This is a genomic window from Mycolicibacterium agri (assembly GCF_002553505.1).
Classification (GTDB): domain Bacteria; phylum Actinomycetota; class Actinomycetes; order Mycobacteriales; family Mycobacteriaceae; genus Mycobacterium; species Mycobacterium agri.
The window spans coordinates 38158-53126 of record NZ_PDCP01000022.1 but is presented as its reverse complement, the minus strand read 5'-3'; the positions used below and the strand labels follow the sequence as shown (position 1 = coordinate 53126).

At 68.4% G+C, this 14969-nt stretch carries 17 protein-coding genes and 1 pseudogene; 12 read left to right on the top strand and 6 right to left on the bottom strand.

The features are described from left to right. Positions 1-17: 17 nt before the first annotated feature. Together CQY20_RS14205 and CQY20_RS14200 are read left to right on the top strand one after the other, a co-directional pair. A complete protein-coding gene (locus tag CQY20_RS14205) occupies positions 18-356 on the top strand; it encodes a DMT family transporter (protein ID WP_097940729.1) in 339 nt (112 codons plus the stop codon). After that, positions 356-679, top strand: coding sequence for a DMT family transporter (locus tag CQY20_RS14200; protein WP_097940760.1), 324 nt, complete (start codon positions 356-358; stop codon positions 677-679). The genes CQY20_RS14205 and CQY20_RS14200 overlap by 1 nt, the downstream gene beginning before the upstream one ends. Here CQY20_RS14200 and CQY20_RS14195 read toward each other — a convergent pair. Further along, positions 648-1853 carry an MFS transporter gene (locus tag CQY20_RS14195; RefSeq protein ID WP_097940728.1) on the bottom strand — a complete coding sequence of 402 codons (1206 nt, stop codon included), beginning with the start codon at positions 1851-1853 and terminating at the stop codon, positions 648-650. The genes CQY20_RS14200 and CQY20_RS14195 overlap by 32 nt on opposite strands. A 60-nt stretch (positions 1854-1913) precedes the next feature. On the opposite strand from CQY20_RS14195, the gene lysA reads away from it, so the two are divergent. The 3 genes from lysA to CQY20_RS14180 all read left to right on the top strand — a co-directional run bounded on the left by lysA (position 1914) and on the right by CQY20_RS14180 (position 5885). Further along, on the top strand, positions 1914-3185 hold the full coding sequence (gene lysA / locus CQY20_RS14190; RefSeq protein WP_097940759.1) for a diaminopimelate decarboxylase: 1272 nt from the start codon (positions 1914-1916) through the stop codon (positions 3183-3185). A 30-nt stretch (positions 3186-3215) separates the two neighbouring features. Continuing rightward, a complete protein-coding gene (malQ, locus tag CQY20_RS14185; protein ID WP_097940727.1) occupies positions 3216-5360 on the top strand; it encodes a 4-alpha-glucanotransferase in 2145 nt (714 codons plus the stop codon). 78 nt (positions 5361-5438) lie between these two features. Next, a complete protein-coding gene (locus tag CQY20_RS14180) occupies positions 5439-5885 on the top strand; it encodes a hypothetical protein (RefSeq protein WP_174814627.1) in 447 nt (148 codons plus the stop codon). Positions 5886-5982: 97 nt separating this feature from the next. Here the strand turns inward: CQY20_RS14180 and CQY20_RS14175 are convergent, their stop codons facing one another. Then, complete coding sequence (locus CQY20_RS14175) at positions 5983-6417, bottom strand: SRPBCC family protein (RefSeq protein WP_097940726.1); 435 nt, start codon at positions 6415-6417, stop codon at positions 5983-5985. Between the two features lie 31 nt (positions 6418-6448). Beyond that, positions 6449-7291, bottom strand: a complete 843-nt coding sequence (locus CQY20_RS14170) for a lysophospholipid acyltransferase family protein (protein ID WP_097940725.1) — start codon at positions 7289-7291, stop codon at positions 6449-6451. Positions 7292-7418: 127 nt separating this feature from the next. Here CQY20_RS14170 and CQY20_RS14165 point away from each other — a divergent pair, with 127 nt between their 5' ends. From CQY20_RS14165 to CQY20_RS14150, 4 genes and pseudogenes are all read left to right on the top strand, one after another. Continuing rightward, positions 7419-8318, top strand: a complete 900-nt coding sequence (locus CQY20_RS14165) for a metal-dependent hydrolase (RefSeq protein WP_097940724.1) — start codon at positions 7419-7421, stop codon at positions 8316-8318. After that, on the top strand, positions 8318-9424 hold the full coding sequence (locus CQY20_RS14160) for a PDR/VanB family oxidoreductase (RefSeq protein ID WP_097940723.1): 1107 nt from the start codon (positions 8318-8320) through the stop codon (positions 9422-9424). Before CQY20_RS14165 ends, CQY20_RS14160 begins: the two co-directional genes overlap by 1 nt. Positions 9425-9445: 21 nt before the next feature. After that, positions 9446-10906 carry a serine/threonine-protein kinase gene (locus tag CQY20_RS14155; protein WP_097940722.1) on the top strand — a complete coding sequence of 487 codons (1461 nt, stop codon included), beginning with the start codon at positions 9446-9448 and terminating at the stop codon, positions 10904-10906. Continuing rightward, positions 10864-11304: pseudogene (locus CQY20_RS14150) on the top strand (nuclear transport factor 2 family protein); the annotation flags it as partial. The gene CQY20_RS14155 and the pseudogene CQY20_RS14150, both read left to right, overlap by 43 nt. 22 nt (positions 11305-11326) lie before the next feature. Here CQY20_RS14150 and CQY20_RS14145 read toward each other — a convergent pair. Further along, positions 11327-11818, bottom strand: a complete 492-nt coding sequence (locus CQY20_RS14145; RefSeq protein ID WP_163700244.1) for an NUDIX hydrolase — start codon at positions 11816-11818, stop codon at positions 11327-11329. 51 nt (positions 11819-11869) lie between these two features. Between CQY20_RS14145 and CQY20_RS14140 the strand changes: the two genes are divergently transcribed. The 3 genes from CQY20_RS14140 to CQY20_RS14130 are packed head-to-tail and all read left to right on the top strand — an operon-like array spanning position 11870 to position 13304. After that, positions 11870-12709, top strand: coding sequence for a glycoside hydrolase family 16 protein (locus CQY20_RS14140; protein WP_165789259.1), 840 nt, complete (start codon positions 11870-11872; stop codon positions 12707-12709). Between the two features lie 3 nt (positions 12710-12712). After that, positions 12713-13081: a hypothetical protein gene (locus CQY20_RS14135; protein ID WP_234816239.1), complete on the top strand. Its 369-nt coding sequence runs from the start codon at positions 12713-12715 to the stop codon at positions 13079-13081. 1 nt (position 13082) lies between these two features. Continuing rightward, positions 13083-13304, top strand: coding sequence for a hypothetical protein (locus CQY20_RS14130; protein ID WP_097940719.1), 222 nt, complete (start codon positions 13083-13085; stop codon positions 13302-13304). Here CQY20_RS14130 and CQY20_RS14125 read toward each other — a convergent pair whose 3' ends face one another. Both CQY20_RS14125 and CQY20_RS14120 read right to left on the bottom strand, forming a co-directional pair. After that, complete coding sequence (locus CQY20_RS14125) at positions 13305-13499, bottom strand: hypothetical protein (protein ID WP_097940718.1); 195 nt, start codon at positions 13497-13499, stop codon at positions 13305-13307. A 127-nt stretch (positions 13500-13626) separates the two neighbouring features. Then, complete coding sequence (locus CQY20_RS14120) at positions 13627-14937, bottom strand: NAD(P)/FAD-dependent oxidoreductase (protein WP_097940717.1); 1311 nt, start codon at positions 14935-14937, stop codon at positions 13627-13629. Positions 14938-14969: the final 32 nt, after the last annotated feature.

Sequence of the window (14969 nt, the reverse complement as noted above, 5' to 3'; positions counted from 1 at the left end):
TCGGATAGTTTGTTGCTGTGCGGAAATGGGTGCTGCTCGGTGCGGCCATCATCGTCGAGGTCGCGGGGACGTTGTCGTTGCGGGCCTCCCAGGATCATTCGGCCTGGCTCGTCGTGGTCGCGATCGGTTACATCGGCGCCTTCGTGTTGCTGACGTTGGTGCTGCGCGCCGGCCTGTCCATCGGTGTGGCATACGGCATCTGGGGCGCGCTCGGCACGGCGGGCACGGCCGTGATGGCCGCTGCGATCTTCGGCGAGCCCTTCACGTGGCCGATCGCGCTGGGCATCGGGCTCATCATCGCGGGCGTTCTGCTGGTCGAGTTGGGTTCCCGGCACGGCGAGAAGGTCACGCCGTGATGTGGACCGCGCTGGTCGCCGCCATTCTGTTCGAGGTGGCCGCGACGCTCTCGCTGCGCGCCTCAGAGGGGTTTCGCAAACGGATCTGGATCATCCCCGTCACCATCGGCTACCTGGCGTCGTTCTACCTCCTGTGGCTGACGCTACGGCTGGGCATGCACGTCGGCGTCGCCTACGGCGTGTGGACCGCGTGCGGGGTGGCCATGGTCGCGATCGCCGCGCGGTTCCTCTTCCGCGAGCCCCTGACCTGGCTGATGGGCTTGGGTATCGCTTTGATCGTGGCTGGCGTGCTCACGATCGAGATGACCGGCGCCGCGGGCTGAGCGCGACCGCAAGCACCATCACCATCGCCCCTGCGAGCGGCACGACCAACAGCCCGACCCGCAGGCTGGTCGCGTCGGCGATCAGCCCGACGATCGGCGGCGACGACACGAAGCCGACCCGCATCAGCCATGTGACGGCGGTCAGCCCCGTCCCGGTGCGCAGCCCCGGCAGCTGATCGGCGCCGTGCATCGTCGCGGGAATCAGCGTCGCGACACCGAAACCGGCGGCCGCGAAACCCGCGATGGTGCCGGGAACCGATGGCAGCGCCAACGCCGCGCCCATGCCGACGGCGGTGATGAAGCCGCCCGCCCTGACCACCGTGCGCTCGCCGAACCGGTCGACGAGCCGGTCGCCCACCAGTCGGCCGACGAACTGGAAGCCGACCATCGCGACGTAGCCGGACACGGCGATCGCTCCGGGGGCGCCGAGGCCATCGCGCAAATACACTGTGGCCCAAGAACTTCCGGCGTCTTCAACCAGCGCGCCGGAGATCGCCAGCAGCACCAGCGCGAGCAGTGTCGCATAGACGCCGAAACTCGCCCGCCCTGTGCGCTCGGCATGTGCGGCCGGATGGTCCTCCTGGTCGCGTCCCGGCAACAGGAACGGGTAGGCGACCAGCACGACCACGCTGAACAGCACCGCCGAAACGCCGAGATGGGTTCCGCGCGGGATGTTCAGCGCGATCGCCGCCGCGCCCATCGCGCCGCCGAGCACGGCACCGGCCGACCACACCGCGTGGAAGGAGTTGATGATCGAGCGCCCGTAGTTACGTTGCACGCGCAGCCCGTGGGCGTTCTGCGCGACGTCGGTGATCGAGTCGCATGCGCCCGCGACGAACAGCGCGGCGCCCACCGCCACCGCCGACGGCGCGATCGCGGCGGCAAACACGAAGATCGCCAGGCCGATGCTGCCGATGACGGCGACCCGCGCCGACTGGAAGCGGCGGATGAGCGTGGCCGCGGCCACCCCGGCGACCAGCGCGCCTGCGGAGAACGCCGCGATCGCGATGCCGTAGGCCGCATTCGACAACGCCAGATCGGTCTTGATTTCGGGGTACCGCGGCAGCAGGTTGGCGAACAGCGCGCCGTTGGTCAGAAACAGCGCGGCGACCGCCACCCTGGCCCGCCGGTTTTCCACCGTGGCGCCGACGGGGTCGAGTCGTTCAAGCGCCATAACGTCGACGCTACCGACGAGCGGGTGACCGCAGGCGCCCCGGCATGCCACGCTGAGGCCATGCGCACCGAGCCGGGGGTCGACGACCTGCTGAGCCTGTTTCCGCCCGGCACGCACACCGACGACGACGGCACGCTCGTGGTTGGCGGCTGCCGGCTCGACGACGTCGCCGACGAGTTCGGCACCCCGGCAATCGTCGTCGACGAGTACGCGCTGCGCCGCCGGGCCCGCGAGTACCTCAACGCGTTCCGCTCCCGGTGGCTCCGCAGCGACGTCGCGTTCGCCTCGAAATCGTTCCCGTGCACCGCGATTCAGCGCGTAATGGTCGAAGAGGGCCTACACCTCGACGTGGCGGGCGGCGGTGAGATCGTCACCGCGATCAAGGCGGGCGCCGACCCGGACCGGCTGCTGCTGCACGGCAACGCCAAGACCGACGAGGAACTGGAACTGGCCATCGAACACGGCCTCGGGCTGGTCGTCATCGACAACTTCGACGACATCGACCGGCTCGAACGCCTGCTCCCCCGTGGGTCGCGGCAGCGCTGCCTGGTACGCGTCATCCCCGGCGTGGAGGCGGCCACCCACGCGTCGCAGGCCACCGGGCACGCGCGGTCGAAGTTCGGACTGCTGCCCGACGCCGCCCGCGAGGCGATCGCCCGCGTCGAGCACAGCCCGCTGCTGCACCTGGAGGGCGTACACACCCACGTCGGGTCTCAGCTGCTCGACGTCGACCAGCTGGCCGCCGCCGTCGCGCCGATCGCCGCGCTCGGCACCTTCGAGACCTACGACCTCGGCGGCGGTCTCGGCGCTCGCTACACCTACGACGAGCACCCGCCGAGGGTCGACGACTACGCCGACGCGATGATCGCGCAGGCGCGCGCCCTGCTGCCCGCCGACAGCCGCCTCATCGTCGAACCGGGCCGCAGCCTGGTGGCCAGGAACGCATGCACGCTGTATCGCGTCACGACGGTCAAGCGTGGCGTCCTCACCCATGTCGCGGTCGACGGCGGCATGGGCGACAACCTCGAGGTGTCGCTGACCGGGCAGCGGTTCGAGGCCACGCTCGTCGCGCGTGTCGGCGGCGGGGAGACCGTGACCGTAGTCGGACGGCACTGCGAGTCCGGCGACCAACTCGTCGACGGCGTCGCCCTGCGCGATCCCGCGGTCGGCGATCTGTTGGCGGTGCCCGTCACCGGCGCGTATTGCTACACGATGGCCAACCAGTACAACGGCGCGCGGCGGGTTCCGGTGGTGCTCGCGCGCGACGGCGCCGCGCGGTTGGTGGTGCGCCGCGACACGTGGCAGGACCTGGTGAGCCGCGATGTCGATTAGAGCGGCGCCGCAGTGGGCAAGATTAACCGCATGGTCGACACCCCGCCGTCGTTAGCCGAACTGGCCCGCCGCTACGGAGTCGCCACCGAATACGAGGACTGGTCGGGCCGGCAGGTGGGCGTGCCGGAGACCACGTTGGTTGCCGTGCTGGCGGCGCTCGGGGTGGCGGCGACGACGGAAGCGGAACGCGCGGCGGCGCTGGCCGCCCATGACCGCCAGTACTGGAGTCGCGCGCTGCCGCCGACCATCGTGACAAGGGCGGGCTCGACATCGTCGTTCGCCGTGCACGTCACCCACGGCGACGGCGTCGAGGTGTGGATCCGGTTGGAGGACGGCGGCGCTCGCTCCGGGCTGCGTCAGCTGGAAAACCACACTCCCCCATATGATTTGGACGGTCGACTGGTGGGAGAGGCCAGCTTCGAGTTGCCCGACGACCTGCCGCTGGGCTATCACCGGCTGCACATCCGGACCGGATCGCTGGAGGCGGACACGCCGTTGATCGTCGTCCCGCCCAGGCTGGGGGTGCCGCCGCGACTCGACGGCAAGCGGACGTGGGGGTTGGCCACCCAGCTCTACAGCGTACAGTCCAAAAGATCATGGGGCGCAGGCGATTTGACCGACCTGACCGATCTGGCGGTGTGGTCGGCGGCGAAATACGACGCCGGCTACATCCTGGTCAACCCGTTGCATGCGGCCGCGCCTACCGCGCCGATGGAGCCGTCGCCGTACCTGCCGACCTCGCGCCGCTACGTCAACCCGCTGTACCTGCGGCCGGAGGCCATCTTCGAATTCGCCGACGTTCGCCATCGCCGCCGAATCCGCAAGGCGCGGGCCGCACTTCGCGAACACAGCAGGCGCAACGCTCTCATCGACCGGGACGCCGCGTGGAGGGCAAAGCGCGCAGCGCTGAAAAGCATCTACCGCGTCGAGCGTTCAGCCGGCCGCGAGTTGGCGTATGAGGCCTACCGGCAGCGCGAGGGGCGCAGCCTCGACGATTTCGCGGTCTGGTGCGCACTGGCCGAAATCCACGGCCCCGACTGGCATCAATGGCCCGAACAGTTCGCACACCCGGCCAGTTCCGCGGTCGCCGAGTTCGCCGCCCAACACGCCCGCGAGGTCGACTTCCACCGCTGGCTGCAGTGGCAACTCGACGACCAGCTGGCCTCGGCGCAGTCGACCGCCGTGCGGTCGGGCATGGAACTCGGCATCATGCACGACCTCGCCGTCGGTGTGGACCCGAACGGCGCCGACGCGTGGGCGATGCAGGATGTGCTCGCGCTCGGCGTCACCGCGGGCGCTCCGCCCGACGAGTTCAACCAGCTCGGCCAGGACTGGTCGCAACCTCCCTGGCGGCCCGACCAGCTCGTCGAACGCGGCTACGAACCGTTCCGCGCGATGGTCAACGCCGTACTGCGGCACGCGGGCGGCGTGCGCATCGACCACATCATCGGGCTGTTCCGACTGTGGTGGATACCGAAGGGTGCACCGCCGACAGAGGGCACGTATGTGCGATACGACCACGAGGCGATGATCGGCATCCTGGCGCTGGAGGCGCACCGCGCCGAGGCGGTGCTGGTGGGCGAGGACCTCGGCACCGTGGAGCCGTGGGTGCGCGACTACCTCGCCGAGCGCGGCCTGTTCGGTACCTCCATCCTGTGGTTCGAGGCCGACCGCGACGGCCCCGACGCCAGCGGCGGGCCACTGCAGGCCGAGCGGTGGCGCGAGTTCTGCCTGTCCTCGGTCACCACCCACGACCTGCCGCCGACGGCCGGCTATCTGGCCGGCGAACATGTGCGGCTGCGCGAACAACTCGGCCTGCTGACCCGGCCCGTCGCGGACGAACTCGCCGACGACCGCGCCCAACAGGCCGCCTGGCTCGACGAGCTGCGCCGCGTCGGCCTGCTCGGCGAGCACCCCACCGTCGACGAGATCGTGCTCGCGCTGTACCGGTACCTCGGCCGCACCCCGTCGCGGCTGCTCTGCCTCGCGCTCGTCGACGCGGTGGGCGATCTGCGCACCCAGAACCAGCCCGGGACCAGCGACGAGTACCCGAACTGGCGCATCCCGCTGGCCGGTCCCGACGGGCGGCGGATGCTGCTCGAGAACGTGTTCGACGACCCCCGCGCGCACGCCCTGGCCGACGCCATGCGGGCCGCGGTGAAACCCCAGGTGTAACACTCAGCGCCTCGTCACCGGTTTCACAATCGTCACCGCTGCGATATGTTCGCACCGCACCGACGTAGGGAGAGTTTCGTGAACAAGCTCGTCGTCCTGGGAGCAAGCGCGGTCGCCGCGGGCACGCTTGGCCTGCTCAACGCGGGACTGGCCACCGCCCAACCGGCGAACCCCAGCCAGCTCAACGTAATCGGTGAGCCCTACTACAAAGCCGTGCGAATCCTCAAGGGCATGGGCATGGCCACCGGCTTCGGCGGCGCGGTCGGCAGCGCATTGCCGCAGGCCCAGTGCATGGTGTCCAGCCAGAAAATGCTCAGCAGCGGCAAGATGCTTCTCAACCTCGACTGCACCGAAGCGGCCGCGGAGGAGTTGGCCGAGCGCCAGGCCACCACCTCCGGTCCGCGCGGCGTCAACGACGGTACGCTGCGCCCCGAGCAGGTGCCCATCGGCCAGCAGCCCGCACCGGCGCCCGCACCCGCGCCGCCGCCGATGCCGATGCCACCGCCGCCCGGCCCGCCGGCCTAAGTCGCCTCAAGCCCCCGCGAAACGGCATTCCAGCAGGGGGTCACTCGCACTTTCGCTGCGCCGATTCCGTCTCGCGGCGAGATGAGGCGTGTGTGGGTCAGCCCTCGACGAGCTTGCGCAGGTTCTCCAGCGTCTGCTTCATCGTGCCGCCGACCTGGCGTGAGGCCACCCAGTCGGCGATCACGCCGAGAATGCCGCCCGGCGCCTCGTAGGCCAACCGGAAGATGACCTTGGTCTTGCCGTCGGGGCAGTCTCGCAGCCGGAACCGCCCGCGCTGGGTGATGCCGGTGATGCCGATCCAGGCCAAGTCGCGGCCCTCGTCGAACTCCACGACTTCGATGACGCCGCCGACCGGCACCGAACCGATCTTCCAGTGCCCGGTGTAGCGCGCCCCGGCGCTGGGCGGCTCGTCGGTGACGGCGTCCCAGCGCTCGAGGCTGGTCATGAACTCCGGGTAGCACGCCGGATCGCTGACCCGTTTCCACACCGACTCGCGGTCGGCGTCGATGATCACGCGCTGCTGCAGTCTCATCAGTGCCGTCTCTTCTTCGCGCGAGCGCTCATCAGCCGATCACCGGGAATCGTCGTTGCGCCGCCATCCGATCCACGCCGGATTGCAGTGCGGCAGTGACCTTTTCGTGAATGACATCGTCGTCGGCGGTCTTGATGTCGTCGGCGTCGATGGCTTCCTGCACCTCGATCGTGATCTTGGTCGGCAGCGGCAGGCGGGGCACGAAGTCGCTGACGGCAAGGCCCCACGGCGGCGCCAGCAGGATGGGCACGCTCTTCAGCCGGGCCAGCCTGTCGACCATCAACAGCCTGGCCAACCATTGCCCGCGGTCGAGGAACAGCGCCGCTTCCTGGCCGCCGACGCTGGCGATCGGCACGATCGGCACGCCAGCGTCGCGGGCCAGCTTGACGTAGCCCTTGCGGCCGCCGAAGTCCACCTTGTGCCGCTCCCACGACGGCCGGAACACCTCGTAGTCGCCGCCGGGATAGACGAGCAGCGCACCACCGGATTCCAATGCGAGCCGAGCGTTTTCGTGATTGGCGGCGACGGTACCGAACTTGCGCAGCGAACCGAGGCCGGGCATCGACACGACCAGGTTGTGCGCGAGTTGGTAGAACGGGCGCTCGACGCCGAAGTAGGAACTGAACGCCAGCGTGAACACGAAGGTGTCCGGCGGGAGGTTGCCGCCGCTGTGGTTGCCCACCAGCAGCACCGGCCCGTCCGTGGGGATGCGGTCGAGGCCGCGGACGTCGGCGCGGAAGTACAGCGAGGCCAGCAGCCACAGCCCCGGCAACTGCTCGCGGATGTAGTCGGGGTCGCGTTGATCCAGGTCGGCCTTGGGCACCCGCGCGCTGACCTGGTGCTTGGCCCATTCCACAACGTCGCCCAACGCCATATCGGTGATATTGACGTTGCCCAGAAATCCGAAACCTGCGTTCCCGCCTATCGGGCTCGTCGGCGGCCTCGGGTCGTAAACTTCGGCCGAGCACACTCCCAGCACACTTCCGGACAAGGGAGCCGCGATGTTGCGTCCACGCCGTTTCGAGCGGGAGGTCGATCCCGGCCCGGTGGCGATACAGGCCCGCAAAGTGCACTTCGACGCGACCGGCATCCCGCTGCACTGGATCCCGGGACATCCCGTCGCCTCCAACGTCGTCAGCCTGCTCAACGTCGTCCTGCCCGCCGCCGAGCGGTGGTTCGTCGCAACCTTCAACGAAGCGTTGCCGCTGGTCAAGGACCCGCAGCTGGCCGAGGACATGCGCGGCTTCATCGGCCAGGAAGCCACCCACGCCGATGTGCACGAACAAATGCTGCACGAGTACATGGAGGTCAACGGCATCGATCCCAAGCCGATGTTGGACCAGATCGACTACCTGTTCTCCAAGGTGCTCGCACCGACGACGTCGACCGACCCCAAGCGCCGGCTGAACAATCTCTGCGACCGGCTGTGGCTGATCGCGGCCATCGAGCATTACACCGCGGTGCTCGGCGACTTCGCGCTCAACTGCAACTGGGACGATTACGACGCCGATCCGACGATGGTCGACCTGTTCCGCTGGCACGGCAGCGAGGAGGTCGAGCATCGCAACGTCGCCCACGACGTCGCGGTCTACTTTCACGACAGCTACTTCGACCGGATCCGCGCGATGACGATGGCGGTGCTGGCCATCTTCGTGTTCTTCCAACGCACGGCCTGGTTCCTGGTCAAGAACGACCCGACCACTGACATCGGCTGGTGGCAGTTCAACCGGCTGCGCATGAAAGACTCGAAGCTCGGCCTGCTTCCGAAGTACCGCAAGCTGTTCGGGTCGAACACCGCCATCTACTTCCGGCCCGGGTTCACGCCCGAGCAGATGGGGTCCACCGCGCAGGCCGTCGCCTACCTCGCCAGTTCGCCCGCGGCCCGCGCCGCACACATGTGATGGGCCTGCTTCAGCGCTACCGCCAGACGCCGCCGAGCATTTTCGGCCGCCAGCGCCACGACCTGGTGCTCGGCGCCGTCGACGCGTCCATCACCGCGCTGTGGACGCTCTCGGGCGCCCTGCGGCGGATGAAGCCCCCACCCGAACCGAACCGCACCATCGAGTTGACGGTGGTGGACCGCGAAGTCGTGGCCCACGACCAGGATGTGGTCGCGGTGTGGCTGGCCGCGGCCGACGGCCGCCCGCTGCCGCGCTGGCATCCCGGCGCGCATCTCGACATCGGGCTGCCCAGCGGCAGGCTGCGCCAGTACTCGCTGTGCGGGGACCCCGCCGACACCGCCCGCTACCGGATCGCGGTGCGGCGCATCGTCGACGGCGGCGGCGGGTCGATCGAAGTGCACGACGCGTTGCCCGTCGGCACGACCGTGACGACGCACGGCCCGCGCAACGCGTTCCCGCTGACGGTTCCCGGGTACGGCTCCCCCACCCGTCGTCTGCGGTTCATCGCCGGTGGCATCGGCATCACGCCGATACTGCCGATGTTGGCCTGCGCGCAGCGCCTCGGCGTGGACTGGTCGATGATCTACACCGGCCGCAGCCGCGACAGCCTGCCGTTCATCGACGAAGTGAGCCGCTTCGGCGACCGCGTCGAGATCCGCACCGATGACGTCAGCGGCGTGCCGAGCGCCGTCGAACTGCTCGGCGACTGCCCGGACGGCACAACGGTTTACGCGTGCGGGCCCGCGCCGATGCTGACCGCGATCCGGGCCGCCCTCGTCGGCCGCGACGACGTCGAACTGCACTTCGAGCGCTTCGCCGCACCGCCGGTCGTCGACGGCAAGGAATTCACCGTCTCGATCCGTTCGACGGGCCTGCAGGTGCTCGTCGGCGCGGACGAGACACTGCTGACGGCGTTACGGCGGGCCGACGTCGCGGCTCCGTACTCCTGCCAGCAGGGTTTCTGCGGCACCTGCCGCACCCGGGTGGTCGCCGGCGCGGTGGACCACCGCGACACGTTGCTGACCGAACCCGAACGCGCCGCAGGCACGATGCTGATCTGCGCCTCCCGATCGGTCGACGGTCAGCAACTGGTCCTCGATTTGTAGCCTGGTCTGTAGGATTCGCCCATGCCGATAGCCGCTGGTGAAACCTTCGCGGGCTACACCATCGTGCGGCTCCTGGGTACGGGCGGCATGGGTGAGGTCTACCTGGCCGAGCATCCCCGCCTGCCCCGGCGGGACGCACTGAAGGTGCTGCCAACAGATGTCTGCGCCGACAGCGAATACCGGCAGCGGTTCAACCGGGAGGCCGATCTGGCCGCGACGCTGTGGCACCCGCACATCATCGGCGTCCATGACCGCGGCGACGTCGACGGCCAGATCTGGATCTCGATGGACTACGTCGACGGCACCGACGCCGCCGAGTTGCTGCGTGAGCGCTACCCGAACGGGATGCCGAAAGACGAAGTGGTGCGGATCGTCACGGGCGTCGCCGAGGCGCTCGACTACGCCCACCAGCAGGGGCTGCTGCACCGTGATGTGAAGCCGGCCAACATCATGCTGACCGACCCCGCCGACGCAGGCGAACAGCGAGTTCTGTTGGGCGACTTCGGTATCGCCCGCCGCATGGACGACAACAGCAACCTGACCGCGACCAACATGACGGTCGGCACGGTGTTCTACGCCGCACCGGAACAGCTGATGGGCGAAGACATCGACGGCCGCGCCGATCAATACGCGTTGGCGGCCACGGCTTTTCATCTGCTGACCGGATCACCGCCGTTTCACCATTCCAATCCCACTGTGGTCATCAGTCAGCACCTCACCGCCGCGCCGCCGACGCTGGCCGAACGGCGCCCTGAGCTGTCGGCGCTCGACCCGGTGCTGAGAAAGGCGTTGTCGAAGGACCCGAAGGACCGGTTCGTCAACTGCGTGGACTTCGCGCGTGCGCTGTGTCACCGGCTCGGCGTTGAGCCGTATGCTGACACCGAACAGACCGCGCCGTCGATACCGATCCGCCGCAACCACGGCGGCGGCAAGCACGAGGCACCCTCGTCGCGTGAACCGTTGAAGCGCAGGTTCCTGCGGCCGACGATCCTCATCCCGGGGATTCTTGCGGTGCTGCTGCTGGTCGCGATCGCGCTGGTGCTCATCCAGTTCCGGGAGATCGAGAAGCTGCTGAACGACGAGTACACCCCGCCACCGTCGCCGTCGCCGCCCGCGACCTCTCCGCGAGCGGAGGCGCCGCCGCCGGCACCGCCGCCGCCACCCGCGACGACGACGACAACGGTGACGGCGGCCCCAGCCGCCGCGGTCGTCGGCGCCGACTGCTCGCCCGTCGGCTCCACCGCGACCACCGCCAACGGCAATACGGTCTACTGCTCGACGCTGCAGACCACCGGCGCCTCCATCTGGTCGACGGTGCAGGGCGAGGTGCCCGCCCCGACCGTCACGGTGACCCCCGACGCCACCGACGAACCGCTTCCCGTCGAGCTGGAATCTCCGGTGCGGGTCTGCATGCAGGAGACGGACAAGACGCGGCGGGAATGCCGCGAGGCCATCCGGGCCAGCAACGAGGCGGGCAGCTGAGCGGCATGCGGCTGGCCGTCGCCGACAGGTTGGAGATCGCCGACCTGGTCCACATCTACGCCGCCGCGGTTGACGACCGGCGTTTCGACGACGTCGTCGAATTGTTCACCGACACAGCGGAATTGCGGCTGCCGGATCCACCGCGAGCACTCGATCCGGTCCGCCGCCACTACGGGCGTGACGGCGTGCGGGCGGCGATGGCCGCGCTGTTTACACTCGCCCGCACCGAACACGCGATCGTGGGCGAGGTGTACGCCCCAGGCACCGACGCCGATTACGCGTTGGGCCGCATCACCTGCGTCGCGCACCACTGGAGCGTCGGCGACGGGCACCCCACCGACCTCATCTGGCACCTGCGCTACGACGACGAGTATCTGCGCACCCGATCGGGCTGGCGGATTCACGGCCGGGCGCTGACCATCAATGCTGTTGAGACACGTCCGGTTCGGCAGCTTCGACCGCAGCCACCAACTGGTCGAGAAGCGGGCGCTGACCCGTCACGAGCTTCGACCGCGCCTCGTCCAGCGGGAACCAACCCACCCGGTCGATCTCCGGATACTCCCTGAAATTGCCCGAGCCCTTCGGCCACTCCATCGTGAACGTGTTGCTGACGGCGCCGTCCAGGTCGAGGTCGGCGTGCACCGCGAAGGCCTTGACGATCTTGCCGCTGGGCTGCTTCAGCGGTGGGAACTCGATGCGGGGGCCGTCGGGGGGTGGCTTGCCGATTTCCTCGGTGAACTCCCGGCAGGCGGCGGCCCACGGGTCCTCGCCCTCGTCGTACTCGCCCTTCGGGATCGACCACGCGCCCTCGTCCCTCTTCGCCCAGAACGGGCCGCCGGGGTGGCCGATCAGCACTTCGATGGCGCCGTCGTTGAACCGGTAGAGCAGGACTCCCGCACTCAATTTCGGCATCGTTGTCGAGCCTAACCAGATCCCTGGAGCAACCGACGCTAAGGTTTGCTTGTGCCAGAGATCAATCGACGCGACATGATGTTGATGACCGGATTGGCAGCGATGGCGGCCGCAGTGCCGCTGCCTCGAGCCGCAGCGGATCCTTTACCGCCAGATCAGCCCATCGTTCCGGCCTCCAATCCCGCTCCGGGGGACATCATCTTCGCCGATGATTTCGACGGACCGGCGGGGGCGTCACCGGATCGGTCGAAGTGGACGGTGGTCAGCTGGAACGAGCCCGTCACCCCGCCGATTCTGGGTCTCTACCGAGACGACCCCCGCAACGTCTCACTCGACGGCAACGGCAACCTCGCGATCCGGGCCACCCAGGAAGGCAACACGTACTTCAGCGGCCGCATCGAGAGCAAGATGAAGATCGGCATCAACCACACCTGGGAGGCGCGGATCAAGCTGCCGATGGCGCCCGGTCTGTGGCCGGCGTACTGGCTGGTGAACATCGAGGACACTCCGGACGGCCGGGGTCCACTGCCGGACGGCGAGATCGACATCGTCGAGTGGTACGGCAACGGCAAGTGGGCGCCAGGCACCGCGGTGCACGCCCGGTCCGACGGCAAGACGTGGAGGGAGCATCGCTGGCCGGTGGACGACGCGTGGCACACCTATCGGTGCCGGTGGGATGAGGACGGCTTCAAGTTCTGGAGGGACGACTTCTCCGGTCCGCCGTACTTCTCCGTGCCCGCAGAGCCCATCGAGGGCGCGTGGCCGTTCAACGCGCCCGGATATCTGCTGTACACGCACTTCAACGTGGCGGTCGGCGGGCCCGGCGGCGGCGACCCGAACTTCGGCCCGGTCTCGCCGCCGATGCTCGTCGACTACGTGCGGGTCTGGTAGGCGATGAAGGGCGCCGGCGCGGCAGTGCTGATCGGCGCGCTGCTGGCTGGTGTCTGCGTCGGCACCGCCCACGCCGATCCCGTCAGCTATGGCAGCAACGGGGTGTTCGCCGTCGGCGACGGGCCTCCGGGGTGGGCCACTGCGAGCATCCCGCCCGGCAGGTACCGTGTCGATCAATCACCGAGCATGTATCCGTACCTGAGCCCGCCGGGGTTTTGGTTGCGGTGCAACAACTTTCCATGCGCCGGAAACTTTCCCGGCCACATCATCGCCAGGGGGGATGCCATGCGAGACCAAAGCACATTCGTCGATATTCTGCCCACCGACGTCGCGGTGTCGCTAAACAACGTCACGCTCACGGTGGCGGGTTGATATGGGCGACAACAACTTCGAGCCGCGCTGGCGACTCGACCTCGACGACGACGCCACGGTGCGGTTCGACCCGGACACGCAGACGCTGACCAAGATCAGCACGGGCGAGAGCTGCTATCTGGGCGACTACCCGTCGTTCGCCGTCGAGGAACCGGGCTGCCTGCGCGTGCGCAGCAGCCACGCCCCGCCGATCGGGAAGTGGTACGTCACCGGCGAAGAGTGACTAGTACTTGCGGTCGCCTTCGGAGGAGTCGAAGAACGCCCAGTGGCCGTCGTCGGCCTTGACCTCCATCCGCCAACCGAGCTCGGCGTTTTCGGTTTTCGCGTCGACGAACCAGGCGTGCGCGTCGCCCGCGCTTTCGATGTCCTTGGTGTCCACGACGTCGCCCTTCGGATTCAGCACGCGATATGTAGCCATGCGGTGGGGGTTTCCCCGTCCGCGGGATTTCACACTCTTGGTATCCGCGAGCGCTCGTCCTTGTACAGATTCTGGCGCTGACGCCGTACAGGGTTGAGCGCTCAGCGGCAGTGCGGGTGGCGCCGAGTTAGTCGGCCTTGGGCAGCGGAATTCCTTCGCTGGTGGAGAACCGGGCGTCGTCTTGGGTGGACAGCCCGACGGAGACCACCGAGCGGTCGAAGAACACGTCGGTCAGATACGCCAGCGACACCGCCCACCGGTTGACGAAGCGCGGCATCGCATACAGGTGATACATCCGGGTGACGAACTTCGCGGCGTAGCCGGACAGTTGGACGTTCAGCGGGTTGGCGACGGCGTAATGCGGGCCGAGGTCGACGACCAACCCCATGTTGCGGTGCTTGTACTGCTTCGGCTTGCCGTAGCCGAGGCTGGCGGCGACATTGCGCGCGAGCACCTTGCCCTGCCGGATCGCGTGTTGGGCCGTCGGCGGCGTGATCTTGCCCGGTTGAGTCAGGTCGGGAACAGCGGCGGCGTCACCGGCGGAGAACACGTCCGGGTGACCTGGCACCTGCAGGTCCGGCTGCACCTTCAGCCGCCCCCGCTCGGTCGGCAGGCCCAGCTTTTCGATCAACGGGGCGCCGGTGACGCCGGTGACCCAGGCGACGGTGCGGGTGTCGATGCATGAATCATCGCTCAGCACAACGTGATCGGGGTGAACTTCCTTGAGCGTCACACCGAGGCGGACGTCGACGCCGCGTTTGCGCAGCACCCGCTGCACGGCCTCGCCGAGCTTCTCCCCCACCTCCGGCATCACCTGTTCGGCCAGGTCCAGCAGGATGAACTTCACCTCGGCCGGGTCGAATCCCATCTGCTTGCCCGCGGTCTCGGCCAGCGCCTGCAATTGAACGACGAGTTCGGTGCCCGAATACGATGCGCCGACCACCACGACGGTGCGCCGCCCGCGGATGCGCTTCTCGTCGTCGTCGATGTTGGCCAGCTCGAGTTGTTCAAGCAGGTGGTCGCGTAGGTATACCGCTTCCGCCGTCGACTTCAGGCCGCGCGCGCATTCGGCCAGCCCGGGAATGTCGAACAGCCGGGTGACCGAGCCGGGCGTCAGCACCAGCCTGTCCCACGACAGCTCGCGGGTGCGATTCTCCGGATCCGTGTAGGTCAAGGTGTGGCCGTCGAAGTCCACACCGTCCACCCGCCCCCGCACCGTGCGCACTCCATTCAACGTGTTGGCCAACGGCACGGTGACGAAGCGGGCGTCGACGAGGCCGCCGGCCACGTCGGGCAGCAGCGGCGTGTAGAGCATGTAGTCGACCGGCGAGATGATCGAGATGTCGACTGGGGCGTTGTGCTTGCGCGCCAGCCGGGAGAGTCGGCGCGCGCATTCGAAACCGGTGAAGCCGCTACCGACGATTGCCACAGACGTCATCGCACCCACTGTACGGGGCTACCCATTACGGG

Excerpts from the sequence above, each read along its gene's own strand:
- CQY20_RS14200 (WP_097940760.1), top strand. The coding sequence starts at position 356 with ATGTGGACCGCGCTGGTCGCCGCCATTCTGTTCGAGGTGGCCGCGACG.
- CQY20_RS14195 (WP_097940728.1), bottom strand. The coding sequence starts at position 1,853 with ATGGCGCTTGAACGACTCGACCCCGTCGGCGCCACGGTGGAAAACCGG.
- lysA (WP_097940759.1), top strand. The coding sequence starts at position 1,914 with ATGCGCACCGAGCCGGGGGTCGACGACCTGCTGAGCCTGTTTCCGCCC.
- malQ (WP_097940727.1), top strand. The coding sequence starts at position 3,216 with ATGGTCGACACCCCGCCGTCGTTAGCCGAACTGGCCCGCCGCTACGGA.
- CQY20_RS14175 (WP_097940726.1), bottom strand. The coding sequence starts at position 6,417 with ATGAGACTGCAGCAGCGCGTGATCATCGACGCCGACCGCGAGTCGGTG.
- CQY20_RS14170 (WP_097940725.1), bottom strand. The coding sequence starts at position 7,291 with ATGGCGTTGGGCGACGTTGTGGAATGGGCCAAGCACCAGGTCAGCGCG.
- CQY20_RS14165 (WP_097940724.1), top strand. The coding sequence starts at position 7,419 with ATGTTGCGTCCACGCCGTTTCGAGCGGGAGGTCGATCCCGGCCCGGTG.
- CQY20_RS14160 (WP_097940723.1), top strand. The coding sequence starts at position 8,318 with ATGGGCCTGCTTCAGCGCTACCGCCAGACGCCGCCGAGCATTTTCGGC.
- CQY20_RS14155 (WP_097940722.1), top strand. The coding sequence starts at position 9,446 with ATGCCGATAGCCGCTGGTGAAACCTTCGCGGGCTACACCATCGTGCGG.
- CQY20_RS14145 (WP_163700244.1), bottom strand. The coding sequence starts at position 11,818 with ATGCCGAAATTGAGTGCGGGAGTCCTGCTCTACCGGTTCAACGACGGC.
- CQY20_RS14135 (WP_234816239.1), top strand. The coding sequence starts at position 12,713 with ATGAAGGGCGCCGGCGCGGCAGTGCTGATCGGCGCGCTGCTGGCTGGT.
- CQY20_RS14130 (WP_097940719.1), top strand. The coding sequence starts at position 13,083 with ATGGGCGACAACAACTTCGAGCCGCGCTGGCGACTCGACCTCGACGAC.
- CQY20_RS14125 (WP_097940718.1), bottom strand. The coding sequence starts at position 13,499 with ATGGCTACATATCGCGTGCTGAATCCGAAGGGCGACGTCGTGGACACC.
- CQY20_RS14120 (WP_097940717.1), bottom strand. The coding sequence starts at position 14,937 with ATGACGTCTGTGGCAATCGTCGGTAGCGGCTTCACCGGTTTCGAATGC.